Raw genomic sequence first — 12097 nt, forward strand, 5'->3', positions numbered from 1 at the left:
GAACTGGGCGAATGCCGCCAGTTCACGGTACTGAGCCAGAGCGGTACGGATACCACCGGACAGCTTCTTGATGATCTTGGTCTGAGCGGCACCACCCACACGGGATACCGAAACACCGGCGTTCACTGCAGGACGGATGCCCGAGTTGAACATGGCCGATTCCAGGAAGATCTGACCGTCGGTGATGGAAATCACGTTGGTCGGAACGAACGCGGAAACGTCGCCAGCCTGGGTTTCGATGATCGGCAGTGCGGTCAGGGAACCGGTTTTGCCGGTCACTGCGCCGTTGGTGAACTTCTCTACGTACTCTTCCGAAACGCGGGATGCGCGCTCCAGCAGACGGGAGTGGAGATAGAACACGTCGCCTGGGTAAGCTTCACGGCCTGGTGGACGGCGCAGCAGCAGGGAAATCTGGCGGTAAGCCACTGCTTGCTTGGACAGATCGTCATAAACGATCAGCGCGTCTTCACCGCGGTCGCGGAAGAATTCACCCATGGTGCAACCGGAGTACGGAGCCAGGAATTGCAGTGCTGCAGATTCCGAAGCGCTCGCTGCAACGATGATGGTGTTAGCCAGTGCACCGTTTTCTTCCAGCTTGCGAACCACGTTGGCGATGGTCGACTGCTTCTGACCGATTGCCACGTAGACGCAGAAAATGCCGCTGTCTTTCTGGTTGATGATCGCGTCGATCGCCAGAGCGGTTTTACCGATCTGACGGTCACCGATGATCAGCTCACGCTGGCCACGGCCGACAGGGATCATGGCATCGACAGCCTTGTAGCCAGTCTGTACAGGCTGGTCTACCGACTTACGCCAGATCACGCCCGGTGCAACTTTCTCGACCGCGTCGGTCTCGGTGTTGCCCAGTGGACCTTTGCCGTCAACAGGGTTACCCAGTGCGTCGACTACGCGACCCAGCAGTTCCTTACCTACCGGAACTTCGAGGATGCGGCCGGTGCACTTGGCGCTCATGCCTTCAGCCAGACTGGTGTATGCGCCCAGTACAACGGCACCTACGGAGTCTTGCTCCAGGTTGAGGGCCATACCGTAGACGCCGCCCGGAAACTCGATCATCTCGCCGTACATGACGTCGGCCAGACCGTGAATCCGCACGATGCCGTCAGATACGCTGACGACAGTGCCTTCGTTACGGGCTTGGGAGGTCACATCGAGCTTTTCGATGCGGCCCTTGATAATTTCACTTATTTCGGAAGGATTGAGTTGCTGCATTGCTCTGCTGCCCCTTCAAACTCAAGATTTCAATGCTTCGGCAAGTTTCGCGATTTTGCCGCGAATCGAGCCATCGATAACCAGGTCGCCGGCGCGGATAACGACACCACCTATAAGGGCAGCATCCTCCGCAACTTGCAGGCGCACTTCCCGGTTGAGTCGTGCACTGAGAACCTTGGCGAGTTTGTCTTGCTGTTCTTGGTTCAATGCAAAAGCACTGGTCACTTCAACGTCTACCGATTTCTCTTGTTCGGCCTTGTACAGGTCGAAAAGAGCGGCGATCTCCGGCAGAAGCGGGAGACGGTCGTTTTCGGCAACGACATTGATGAAATTCTGTGCCTTGGCATCGAACTTGTCGCCGCACACGTCAATGAACGTGGCGGCCTTTTCTGCGCTCGTCAGTCGCGGGGCCTTGAGCACGCGCTGCATGGTGTCGTCTTGCGACACCGCTGCTGCCAGGCCGAGCATGGCTGACCAATTGGCCAGTTGCTGGTGGGCCTGAGCGTGCTCGAAGGCCGCCTTAGCGTAAGGTCGGGCCAACGTGGTCAGTTCTGCCATGATCGCCCTCGCTTAGATTTCAGCAGCCAGTTGGTTAACCAGCTCTGCGTGCGCGTTTTGATCGATTGTGGCACCCAGGATCTTCTCGGCGCCGCCGACAGCCAGCAAGCCCACTTGGGCGCGCAGCTTGTCTTTGACACTGTTCAGTTCCTGTTCGATCTCGGCTTGAGCCTGAACCTTCACACGGTCAGCGTCGATACGGGCTTTTTCAACAGCCTCTTCAACGATCTGGTTACCGCGTTTCTTGGCTTGCTCGATGATTTCAGCTGCCTGAGCTTTCGCTTCGCGCAGTTGCTGACCCGCTTTCTCTTGGGCCAACTCCAGGTCGCGAGCTGCTCGGCTGGCAGCGTCCAGACCATCAGCGATCTTCTTTTGACGTTCGTGCAGTGCCGCAATGACCGGAGGCCATACGAACTTCATGCAGAACAGTACAAAAATCAGGAACGCAACGGACTGGCCAATCAGGGTCGCATTAATGTTCACGCCAACACCTCGCAGTTACGTTGTCCATCACATCAAATTACTCGGAAGAATCCGGGTAATTAGCCAGCGATCTGACCAACGAACGGGTTCGCAAAGGTGAAGAACAGAGCGATACCAACACCGATCATGGTTACGGCGTCGAGCAGACCGGCAACGATGAACATTTTAACTTGCAGCATTGGAACCATTTCTGGCTGACGCGCTGCGCCTTCCAGGAACTTGCCGCCCAGCAGGCCGAAACCAATTGCGGTACCCAGTGCGCCCAGGCCGATCAACAGTGCAACAGCGATAGCGGTTAGACCAACTACAGTTTCCATCTTTCCTCCCGACTTTTACGTCGTATGGTTTAGGTTTTTTAGATTAAAGCGGTAAAACAAATCGTTTCAGAGGCCCGGTTAAGAGCCCCCTCCCGTTTGACCGGGAGGGACATCAGATCAGCCGAGGCTGCTCTTAATGGTTTTCTTCGTGCGCCATCGACAGGTAGACGATGGTCAGCATCATGAAGATGAACGCCTGCAGGGTGATGATCAGGATGTGGAACACAGCCCACGCCCACTGCAGAACAACGCCCAGGCCGCTCAGCCAGAGCAGGCCGCTGCCGAACATCACAGCGATCAGAATGAACACCAGCTCGCCGGCATACATGTTGCCGAACAGACGCAGGGCCAGAGAGATCGGCTTGGCGATCAGGGTCACGAATTCCAGCAGGAAGTTCACCGGGATCAGCAGGGCCTGAACGAAGATGTTCTTGCTGCCGAACGGGTGCAGGGTGAGTTCGCCGATGAAACCGCCGATGCCCTTGACCTTGATGCTGTAGAAAATGATCAGTGCGAAAACCGAGAACGCCATGCCCAGGGTCGCGTTCGGGTCAGTGGTCGACACGGCGCGGAACGGGATGTGGTGGTCACCGGAGATCAGGATGGCCAGCTGAGGAATCCAGTCGACCGGTACCAGGTCGACGGCGTTCATCAGGAACACCCAGACGAAGATGGTCAGTGCCAGCGGTGCAATCACCGGGCTCCGGCCATGGAAGCTGTCTTTCACGCTGCCATCGACGAATTCGACCAATACTTCAACGAAGTTCTGCAAAGCACCCGGCTGACCCGAAGTCGCTTTCTTTGCCGCCATGCGGAAAAGGAAAACGAAGATCAGACCCAGCGCGACCGACCAGCCGAGGGTATCGACGTGGAAAGCCCAGAAGCCCATTTCCTTGGCTTCTGCTGCGGAATGGGCAAAGCCCCAGCCGCCGTTAGGTAGCTGACCGAAGGTCAGGTTCTGCAAGTGGTGCTGGATATAGCCCGAAGCGGTTGTTTCTGCCATGGTTGCCTCAAACGCCCTAAGGTCTCGAAAGTCTTGTTCTCATCAGCAGGGGAGCGAACCAGCTGACCGACTGAGTCAGCACGAAAGCGCCGAATACTGCGATCGGCGCCAATGGCTTCACACCTGCAAACACCAGTGCAAACAGCACTGCCGTCAAAATCAGTTTGCCTGCCTCGCCGGCATAAAATGACCGGACGATGGACTGGGCTGCTCGGGCGCCGGAAAACCGAAATGCCTTGTGAGCGAAATAAACATTGGGCAGCAAGGCTATCAGGCCTCCGCAAAGTCCCGAGTATCCGGCAACGACTCCATGCCATTGCCAGAGCGCCAAAGCGGCAATGAGCAAAATGACAAATTGAGCCATCAACACCGGAAAAACCGCCAGGCGATGGAACGGCAGGCGGTTTGGCTTGCGGGTTTCCATCACGTTTGCTCTCCAATGGCCGGCTGCCGAAATTCAATAACTTGGCATAATTTGTGCCGACAAAATGCGCGCAGAGTATAGGGGCGGTTCTGCCCCTATTCAACTGTCAGGTAGTGATTTCCGACTGCGCGCTACATGAGGAAATGTTTCAGCGGATGTGTGCGAGCACACCTTGAAGCTCATCGAGGGAGTTGTAACCGATCACCAACTGACCTTTTCCCTTCTTCCCGTGGCGGATCTGCACCGCAGAGCCTAGGCGCTCGGCCAGACGCTGTTCGAGCCGGGCGATATCCGGGTCGGGTTTGGCCGCTTCCACAGGCTCCGGTTTGCCACTCAGCCACTGGCGAACCAGTGCCTCAGTTTGGCGCACAGTCAGGCCGCGTGCGACAACATGTCGCGCCCCTTCCACCTGCTGATTGTCCGGCAGACCGAGCAAAGCACGGGCATGACCCATTTCCAGGTCACCGTGGGACAGCATGGTCTTGATGACTTCCGGCAGTGCAATAAGTCGCAACAGGTTAGCCACAGTCACGCGGGACTTACCCACAGCCTCGGCCACCTGTTGTTGTGTGAGCTGGAATTCCTGCTGCAGACGCTGCAAGGCGACGGCTTCTTCGATCGGGTTCAGGTCTTCACGCTGGATGTTCTCGATCAGCGCAATGGCGATCGCGGTTTCATCCGGCACATCACGGACCATCGCCGGGATGGTTTCCTGGCCGGCCTGCTGGCTGGCGCGCCAGCGGCGTTCACCGGCGATGATTTCGAAGCGGCCGCCGCCAATCGGGCGCACCACGATCGGCTGCATCACGCCTTGCGCCTTGATCGACGACGCCAGCTCTTCCAGTGCCTGCGGGTCCATGTCGCGGCGTGGCTGGTATTTGCCGCGCTGCAGCAGATCCAGAGGCAGGTGTTGCAGTTCACGGGTATCGGCCTGCGCCGCCTGTTCTTCCAGCGCGCTGACGGTCGGACCACTCAGCAGTGCATCCAGTCCACGTCCGAGACCTCGTTTCTTGACGGCCATGGGGATTCCTTAAGTTGGCTGGGCAGCGGCGATGCGTGAATTTTTGCGCTGACGGCGAACCATCTCGCCCGCCAGGGCCAAATAGGCCAGCGCGCCGCGCGATTGCTTGTCGTAGGCCAGTGCCGGCATACCGTAGCTCGGTGCTTCGGCCAGGCGGATGTTGCGCGGGATCACTGTGTCGTACAGCTGTTCGCCAAAGTGTTCCTTGAGCTGCGCCGAAACATCATTCATCAGACTCAGCCGCGGGTCGTACATGGTGCGCAACAAACCTTCGACCTTGAGGTTGGGGTTCAGCAGTTCGGCGATGCGCTTGATGTTATCCACAAGGTCGCTCAAGCCTTCGAGCGCAAAATATTCGCACTGCATGGGGATAATCACCCCGTCAGCAGCGACCAGTGCGTTCAGGGTGAGCATCGACAGCGACGGCGGGCAGTCGATCAAAATGTAATCGTAGTTTTCACGGATCGGCGCCAGCGCGCTGCGCAGACGGCTTTCCTTCATCTGCATCTCCAGCAGCACCACTTCGGCCGCCGTCAGATCCCGGTTGGCCGGCAGCAGTTGATAACCGCCATGTTCCGAGAAGTGCATGGCCTGGGCCAGATCGCATTCGCCGATCAGCAGGTCGTAGACCGAGTTTTCCAGGCCATGTTTATCCACACCGCTACCCATGGTGGCGTTGCCCTGTGGATCGAGATCGATCAACAACACCCGGCGCTTGGTCGCGACCAGGGATGCTGCGAGGTTGATGCAGGTGGTGGTTTTGCCCACACCACCCTTCTGGTTCGCTATCGCGAATACCTTAGCCATTCTTGCTTGTGTTCCCAATCATGCCGTGCGGCGCAGTATCAGCAGATGGCGTTGGCCTTGGCAACCGGGGACGGCCAGGGCGTGTTCGCTATCGAGTTTGAAGTCTGCCGGCAATGCTACCAGCTCATCGGCCGGATGAACGCCCTTCATTGCCAGCCAGCGCGTGTCGGCATCGCCAGATGGCGAGTCCAGTTGGTGAAGTTCTCCATGCTGCTGAACGCCCGGGAGATGATCCCGTTAAATGGCTGAGCAGGCTGGAAAGCTTCGACACGACTGTGGATAACTTGCAGGTTATCCAGTTTGAGTTCGAGTTTGACCTGAGTCAGGAAGCGGGTTTTCTTGCCGTTACTGTCCAGACAAGTCACTTGCGAGTCCGGATACAGGATCGCCAACGGGATCCCTGGCATGCCGCCGCCGCTGCCGACGTCGAGCCAGCGACCGTCTTCGATAAACGACATCACGCTCAGACTGTCGAGCAGATGCCGCGAGACCATCTCGTCCGGGTCACGCACTGCAGTCAGGTTGTAGGCCTGGTTCCATTTGATCAACAGGGCCAGGTAACCCAGCAGCAATTCGTGCTGGGCTGCGCTGAGATCGACACCGAGCGCGCGGGCTCCTGTGGATAACTCTTCGGCGTGTTGCGAAGTGACCTTAGAACTCAAGCGCTTTGCTCCAACTGACGGCCCGCGCCGCGTTTTTTCAAATGAATCATCAACAGCGAAATCGCTGCCGGGGTCACGCCCGGAATCCGCGAAGCCTGGCCGAGCGTCTCCGGACGCGTCGCACCGAGCTTGCTCTGGATCTCCTTGGAGAGACCGGAAATGTTGGTGTAATCGATATCCACAGGCAGTTTCGTGTCTTCACTGGCGCGCAGACGGGCGATTTCGTCCTGTTGACGGTCGATGTAACCGGCGTATTTGGTCTTGATTTCAACCTGTTCGGCGACCTGTGGATCTTCGGCGCCCTGCCCGGTCACTTCGACCAGACCAGCGTAGTCGATTTCCGGACGGCTCAAGAGGTTGAGCAAGTTGTATTCGTGAGTCAGCGGTGTGCCGAATTTTTCCGCAATCGCATCACCCTGCTGCGTGCCCGGGCGAACCCAGGTGCTTTTCAGGCGCTGCTCTTCCAGTTCGATGTTTTCGCGCTTCTTGCAGAACGCCGCCCAACGCGCGTCATCGACCAGACCCAGTTCGCGGCCTTTTTCGGTCAGACGCAGGTCGGCGTTGTCTTCACGCAGGATCAGGCGGTACTCGGCACGGGAAGTGAACATGCGGTACGGCTCTTGGGTACCGAGGGTGATCAGGTCGTCGACCAGTACGCCGATGTACGCCTCATCGCGGCGCGGGCACCAGGCTTCTTTGCCCTTGGCGCGCAGCGCAGCGTTGGCCCCGGCGAGCAAACCTTGCGCACCGGCTTCTTCGTAACCGGTGGTGCCGTTGATTTGCCCGGCGAAGAACAGACCGCCGATGACTTTGGTTTCCAGGCTGTACTTCAGGTCGCGCGGATCGAAGTAGTCGTACTCGATCGCATAACCCGGACGCACGATGTGTGCGTTTTCCATGCCGCGAATCGATTGCACGATCTGCAATTGCACGTCGAACGGCAAGCTTGTGGATATCCCGTTCGGGTACAGCTCATGGGTGGTCAGGCCTTCCGGCTCGATGAACACCTGATGGCTTTCCTTGTCGGCAAAGCGATGAATCTTGTCTTCGATCGATGGGCAGTAACGCGGGCCGATGCCCTCGATCTCGCCGGCAGCGGAATACATCGGCGAACGGTCGAGGTTCGCCGCAATGATTTCGTGGGTGCGGGCGTTGGTGTGAGTAATCCAGCAACTGACCTGGCGTGGATGCTGTTCCTTGTTGCCCATGAACGACATCACCGGGATCGGCGTATCGCCTGGTTGCTCGGTCATCACCGAGAAATCCACAGACTTGCCATCGATGCGCGGTGGCGTACCGGTTTTCAGGCGACCGACACGCAGCGGCAGTTCACGCAGACGATGTGCGAGGGCAATCGATGGCGGATCACCGGCACGACCGCCGGAGAAGTTCTGCAAACCGATGTGGATAAGTCCACCGAGGAACGTTCCGGTGGTCAGTACCACGGAATCGGCGAAGAAGCGCAGACCCATTTGTGTGACCACACCACGCACTTGTTCCTGCTCGACGATCAAGTCGTCAGCAGCCTGTTGAAATATCCACAGGTTCGGCTGGTTTTCCAGGATTTCGCGGACAGCGGCCTTGTACAGAATCCGGTCCGCCTGGGCACGAGTCGCACGCACGGCCGGGCCTTTACGGCTGTTCAACACGCGAAACTGGATGCCACCCAGGTCGGTAGCCACCGCCATCGCGCCGCCGAGGGCATCGATTTCCTTGACCAGATGGCTTTTGCCAATGCCACCGATGGCCGGGTTGCAGCTCATGGCACCGAGGGTTTCCACGTTATGCGTCAGCAACAGGGTTTTTGCCCCCATACGTGCTGAGGCCAGTGCTGCCTCGGTACCGGCATGACCGCCGCCGATGACGATCACTTCAAAACGGGAAGGGAAATCCACCACGCACCTCGTGCCTGCTTAAGTAGGTCATTCAGGAATAGTTTGAGATCAGGTTTCTGAACCTGGTCGACAAGTATAGGGACTTCGCCCTTCCTAAAGAACCCTTTGCACAAAATTTAACCAGCTGTGGAGAACTCGAGATCAAAAGAATAAAAAAGAGAAGAAATTTATAAAACCTTTGTTTTTATGTTTATTCTTACTGACCATCCTTTCTGTGGATAGATCGCTACAAGCCTTATATTTCAGTATGTACAGCGTTTCAAAACCCTGTGACCAGGTGCCAATGAGGCCCTTGAATAACCGGTTTAAGCCTGTGGATGAATGGGGTGGTTATCCACAGAGGCAGTTATATCCAGTTTTGGAGCCCTGTTATCAACTGCCCTCAGTGGCAGTTATTCACAGGGCTTAATCCACAGAAATAGGCTGAGCGACTGTACGACGGCCGAGGGAAATCCGCTGAGGGAGAGAGAATCTTCCCGGCACTGGAGAAAGGAATTGGAAATGAGGGTGCAGACAGGCCGCGAATGGGCCTGTCTGGTTACAGCAGAGGGGTTATTTACCGATGCAGAAGCTGGAAAAGATCCGGCCGAGCAGGTCATCGGAGCTGAATGCCCCGGTGATTTCGCCCAGTGAGTGCTGTGCCTGACGCAAATCTTCGGCCAGCAGTTCACCGGCACCTGCCAGCGTCAGCTGTGCACGACCATGTTCCAGCGCTGCACTGGCGTGGCGCAGGGCCTCCAGATGGCGGCGACGGGCACTGAAGCTGCTTTCCGAGGTTTGCTCATAGCCCATGCAGGCCTTGAGGTGGTCGCGCAGCAATTCCAAACCTTCGCCGGCGGATTTGGCGCTGAGGCTGATGGTCACGTGGCCATCGTCACTGACTTCCAGGGCAATCGTCTCACCCGTCAGGTCAGCCTTGTTGCGGATCAAGGTGACTTTGGCCGGATCTGGCCGGGTTTCGAGGAATTCCGGCCACAGGGCAAACGGATCCGCCGCTTCCGGCGCAGTGGCATCGACCACCAGCAGCACCCGGTCGGCTTCGGTGATCGCCTTCAGCGCTCGTTCAACACCAATCTTTTCCACCTGATCATCGGTATCGCGCAGACCGGCGGTGTCCACCACGTGCAACGGCATGCCATCAATGTGGATATGTTCGCGCAGAATGTCCCGCGTGGTACCGGCGATCTCAGTCACGATCGCGGCTTCGCGGCCGGCCAGTGCGTTCAACAGGCTGGACTTGCCGGCATTCGGACGACCGGCAATCACCACGGTCATACCGTCGCGCAACAAGGCACCCTGTCCGGCCTCTCGCAGCACAGTGGATAACTCTTCGCGTACCTTGTCGAGCATGCTTAACACATGGCCATCGGCAAGAAAGTCGATTTCCTCTTCCGGAAAGTCGATGGCAGCTTCCACGTAGATGCGCAGGCCGATCAGTTGTTCGGTGAGGTTATGCACACGCTGGGAAAACGCTCCCTGCAGCGAGCGCAAGGCATTGCGTGCCGCCTGTGCAGAACTGGCTTCGATCAGATCGGCAATCGCCTCGGCCTGCGCCAGGTCGAGTTTGTCGTTGAGGAACGCGCGCTCGCTGAATTCACCGGGGCGGGCCAGACGGCAACCCAGTTCCAGGCAACGCTTGAGCAACATATCCAGAACAATCGGGCCGCCGTGGCCCTGCAGTTCCAGCACGTCTTCGCCGGTGAACGAGTTCGGCCCCGGGAAATACAGAGCCAGTCCTTCGTCCAGCACTTGCTGATCATCACTGAAAAACGGACCGTAATGCGCGTAACGCGGTTTCAGTTCACGGCCGCTGATGGCTCTGGCTGCGACGCTGGCCAACGGCCCGGAAATACGGACGATGCCGACACCGCCGCGACCTTGAGCGGTGGCGACAGCGGCGATGGTTTCACGAGGTACGCTCATAAACCGGAATCCAGACAAAAGTGGCAGATAGCAAAACGCCCCACTAGGGGGCGTTTTGAGTGGTGTTATCCACAGAGTAAGTTACGCCTCGGCTTTTTTCGTCGCCGCTTCGATCTTACGCGTGATGTACCACTGTTGGGCAATCGACAGGCAGTTGTTCACAACCCAGTACAGCACCAGACCAGCCGGGAACCACAGGAAGAAGAAGGTGAAGATGATTGGCATCATTTTCATCACCTTCGCCTGCATCGGATCCGGTGGAGTCGGGTTCAGACGCTGCTGAATGAACATGGTCGCGCCCATGATGATCGGCAGGATGAAGAACGGATCCTTGATCGACAGGTCAGTGATCCACAGCATGAATGGCGCCTGGCGCATTTCCACGCTTTCCAGCAGAACCCAGTACAGCGAAAGGAAAACCGGCATCTGCACGAGGATCGGCAAGCAGCCGCCCAGCGGATTGATCTTCTCTTTCTTGTACAGCTCCATCATGGCTTGCGACATTTTCTGCCGGTCATCGCCATGTTGCTCTTTCAATGCAGCCAGTTTCGGCGCAACGGCACGCATGCGCGCCATCGATTTGTAGCTGGCGGCCGACAATGGGAAGAAGATCCCTTTGATCAGCATGGTCAGGAAGATAATCGACCAGCCCCAGTTACCCACAATCGCGTGAATGTGTTGCAGCAGCCAGAAGATCGGTTGAGCGATGAACCACAGAATGCCGTAGTCGACCGTCAGTTCCAGACCTGGGGACAACTGTTTCAGCACGGCCTGGCTTTTCGGACCGGCGTACAGAATGGCGCTGGTTTCAACTTTCGCACCCGGTGCAGCGGTCAGCGAAGGACCGGTGTAACCGATGATGTAGTTGCCTTTGCTGTCTTTACGCGTCTGAACGATGTTGTTTTCGCCTTTCGGCGCAACCCACGCAGTCACGAAGTAGTGTTGCAGCCAGGCTACCCAGCCACCGGTGACGGTTTCCTTGAGCTGACCTTTGTCCATGTCTTTCATAGACACTTTCTTGTACGGCTCGGAACTTGTCCACAGGGCAGCGCCCAGGTAAGTCGCGGTGCCGGTGGCAGTGGTCGACGAAGGGTCGGCACTGGCATCGCGCTTAAGCTGGGCGAACATCGAACCCGACCAAGGCTGAGCGCTCTGGTTATCCACAAGGTAGGTCACGGTCACGTCATACAGGCCGCGTTTCAGAGTGAAACGCTTGATGTAATTGACGCCGTCCTTGCTGAACTTCAGGTCGACAACCAGTTGGTCCTGACCGTCAGCCAGTTGATAACTTTTCTTCTCCGAAGCGTAAACCGGACGACCGGCCGGGCTTGCGTCCGGACCGTTGGTGCCGATCAGGCCACTTTGTGCCAGATAAGTACGCTCGCCGCCGTTGTCGAACAGTTGAAACGGCACATCAGGACGGTCCTGACGACGTGGATACAGTGGCAAAGTCAATTGAGCAACGTCACCGCCCTGTGGATCGATCGCCAGATCGAGCACGTCGGTTTTGACCTGGATCAGATCCTTGCTGGCAGCGACTGGCGTTTCCACAGGTGCGCTGGTATCGCTGGCGGCACGCGGAATATCGTCACTGGCGGAAGCGTTATTGCCAGGAACGGTGTCCGGCAAACCGGATGCAGTCGTGCTGGAAGCAACATTCTGAGTCGGCAGGGCAGCCTGGCCATAATCCTGGTTCCATTTAAGAACCATGACGTAGGACACGATTGCCAGGGCGACGATCAGGATCGTGCGTTTGATATCCATGATTACTCGG

11 protein-coding genes and 1 pseudogene are annotated in these 12097 nt (G+C 57.5%); all 12 read right to left on the reverse strand.

Translation table 11 applies throughout. From position 1 onward, the window contains the following. The coding region (atpA, locus tag HT737_RS15620; protein ID WP_182403185.1) for a F0F1 ATP synthase subunit alpha at positions 1-1230 on the reverse strand (1230 nt) is incomplete at its 3' end. Between the two features lie 21 nt (positions 1231-1251). Beyond that, the gene (locus HT737_RS15625; protein ID WP_007911956.1) at positions 1252-1788 is read right to left on the reverse strand and encodes a F0F1 ATP synthase subunit delta; all 537 of its coding nucleotides are present in this window, start codon (positions 1786-1788) and stop codon (positions 1252-1254) included. 12 nt (positions 1789-1800) lie between these two features. Next, entirely contained in the window at positions 1801-2271 is a 471-nt protein-coding gene (locus HT737_RS15630) for a F0F1 ATP synthase subunit B (protein WP_011336718.1), read from the reverse strand. 59 nt (positions 2272-2330) lie between these two features. Next, complete coding sequence (gene atpE, locus HT737_RS15635; protein ID WP_003097235.1) at positions 2331-2588, reverse strand: F0F1 ATP synthase subunit C; 258 nt, start codon at positions 2586-2588, stop codon at positions 2331-2333. A gap of 133 nt (positions 2589-2721) precedes the next feature. Beyond that, positions 2722-3591: a F0F1 ATP synthase subunit A gene (atpB, locus tag HT737_RS15640; protein ID WP_047297389.1), complete on the reverse strand. Its 870-nt coding sequence runs from the start codon at positions 3589-3591 to the stop codon at positions 2722-2724. Between the two features lie 16 nt (positions 3592-3607). Further along, positions 3608-4015 carry a F0F1 ATP synthase subunit I gene (locus HT737_RS15645; RefSeq protein ID WP_003229783.1) on the reverse strand — a complete coding sequence of 136 codons (408 nt, stop codon included), beginning with the start codon at positions 4013-4015 and terminating at the stop codon, positions 3608-3610. A gap of 148 nt (positions 4016-4163) precedes the next feature. Then, positions 4164-5036 (reverse strand): ParB/RepB/Spo0J family partition protein, encoded by an 873-nt coding sequence (locus HT737_RS15650; RefSeq protein WP_041073587.1) that lies wholly within the window; start codon positions 5034-5036, stop codon positions 4164-4166. A 9-nt stretch (positions 5037-5045) separates the two neighbouring features. Continuing rightward, a complete protein-coding gene (locus tag HT737_RS15655; protein WP_041073588.1) occupies positions 5046-5843 on the reverse strand; it encodes a ParA family protein in 798 nt (265 codons plus the stop codon). Between the two features lie 18 nt (positions 5844-5861). Beyond that, positions 5862-6505, reverse strand: a pseudogene (gene rsmG / locus HT737_RS15660) (16S rRNA (guanine(527)-N(7))-methyltransferase RsmG). Beyond that, positions 6502-8400 carry a tRNA uridine-5-carboxymethylaminomethyl(34) synthesis enzyme MnmG gene (gene mnmG / locus HT737_RS15665; protein WP_095667935.1) on the reverse strand — a complete coding sequence of 633 codons (1899 nt, stop codon included), beginning with the start codon at positions 8398-8400 and terminating at the stop codon, positions 6502-6504. The pseudogene rsmG and the gene mnmG overlap by 4 nt, the downstream one beginning before the upstream one ends. 552 nt (positions 8401-8952) lie before the next feature. Continuing rightward, a complete protein-coding gene (mnmE, locus tag HT737_RS15670) occupies positions 8953-10323 on the reverse strand; it encodes a tRNA uridine-5-carboxymethylaminomethyl(34) synthesis GTPase MnmE (protein ID WP_182403187.1) in 1371 nt (456 codons plus the stop codon). An 81-nt stretch (positions 10324-10404) separates the two neighbouring features. Further along, positions 10405-12087 (reverse strand): membrane protein insertase YidC, encoded by a 1683-nt coding sequence (gene yidC, locus HT737_RS15675; protein ID WP_027610285.1) that lies wholly within the window; start codon positions 12085-12087, stop codon positions 10405-10407. Between the last annotated feature and the right edge of the window lie 10 nt (positions 12088-12097).

The sequence above is a fragment of the Pseudomonas sp. MD195_PC81_125 genome, assembly GCF_014060985.1.
Taxonomy (GTDB): domain Bacteria; phylum Pseudomonadota; class Gammaproteobacteria; order Pseudomonadales; family Pseudomonadaceae; genus Aquipseudomonas; species Aquipseudomonas parakoreensis.

What these genes read in the sequence shown, in the direction of transcription:
- HT737_RS15625 (WP_007911956.1), bottom strand. Translation starts at nt 1,788, where the DNA reads ATGGCAGAACTGACCACGTTGGCCCGACCTTACGCTAAGGCGGCCTTC.
- atpE (WP_003097235.1), bottom strand. Translation starts at nt 2,588, where the DNA reads ATGGAAACTGTAGTTGGTCTAACCGCTATCGCTGTTGCACTGTTGATC.
- atpB (WP_047297389.1), bottom strand. Translation starts at nt 3,591, where the DNA reads ATGGCAGAAACAACCGCTTCGGGCTATATCCAGCACCACTTGCAGAAC.
- HT737_RS15645 (WP_003229783.1), bottom strand. Translation starts at nt 4,015, where the DNA reads ATGGAAACCCGCAAGCCAAACCGCCTGCCGTTCCATCGCCTGGCGGTT.
- HT737_RS15650 (WP_041073587.1), bottom strand. Translation starts at nt 5,036, where the DNA reads ATGGCCGTCAAGAAACGAGGTCTCGGACGTGGACTGGATGCACTGCTG.
- HT737_RS15655 (WP_041073588.1), bottom strand. Translation starts at nt 5,843, where the DNA reads ATGGCTAAGGTATTCGCGATAGCGAACCAGAAGGGTGGTGTGGGCAAA.
- mnmE (WP_182403187.1), bottom strand. Translation starts at nt 10,323, where the DNA reads ATGAGCGTACCTCGTGAAACCATCGCCGCTGTCGCCACCGCTCAAGGT.
- yidC (WP_027610285.1), bottom strand. Translation starts at nt 12,087, where the DNA reads ATGGATATCAAACGCACGATCCTGATCGTCGCCCTGGCAATCGTGTCC.